We start from the raw sequence: 620 nt of genomic DNA, 5'->3' as shown, positions 1-620 counted from the left end.
TGCCGAGAATGGTTTTTGTGATGCATTTAGAAAAATGCTTAAAGTATCATTGGATTTATATTTAACGTTAACTGAAGCAATCGCGACCTATGATTTAGCATTGGCTAAATGGGTTGATGAAACACCAAGCTGTAAAAAACTAATGCGCCTAGAAGGGGTTGGGATTTTAAATGCCATTCATCTTTTTATTAATTTGTCGTAGGGTGAATTAGCCAGGTTTAAAGCGGGCAAAGATGCCGCTGCTTGTATAGGTTTGACACCGACTCAGCACAGCTCTGGTGGTAAAGTAAGTTTAGGTAGAATAAGTCGGCGTCGAAATACAACATTACGTAGTTTACTGATTACAGGTGCAATGGCTGTCATCCAACAAGTTGTTAAGCGAGAGCCAAAAACAAGTAAAGAGCGCTGGCTTAAAGCGTTAATAGAACGACGAGGAAAAAAGTGTGCAGCAGTCGCATTAGCCAATAAAACGGTTAGAACCGCTTTTTCTTTAATCAATAATAAAACAGAATATAAAACTGTTTTATTATAAAAAAATCAAACATCAGCTTTAGCTAAATTAACAACATGTTAGACGACACAGTATAGTCACAAGAGCGAAAAGCTCGTTAACAAGAAGA

The 620-nt window shown here is 37.3% G+C and carries 2 pseudogenes; both read left to right on the top strand.

What is annotated here, in order from left to right:
• A pseudogene (locus I6E80_RS20345) lies at positions 1-202 on the top strand (IS110 family transposase); the annotation flags it as partial.
• A 12-nt stretch (positions 203-214) separates the two neighbouring features.
• Positions 215-532 (top strand): annotated as a pseudogene (locus I6E80_RS20340) (transposase); the annotation flags it as partial.
• Positions 533-620: the final 88 nt, after the last annotated feature.

This window comes from Pseudoalteromonas sp. NSLLW218, assembly GCF_015864775.1.
Classification (GTDB): domain Bacteria; phylum Pseudomonadota; class Gammaproteobacteria; order Enterobacterales; family Alteromonadaceae; genus Pseudoalteromonas.
This window is presented reverse-complemented; position numbering and strand designations above follow the sequence as displayed.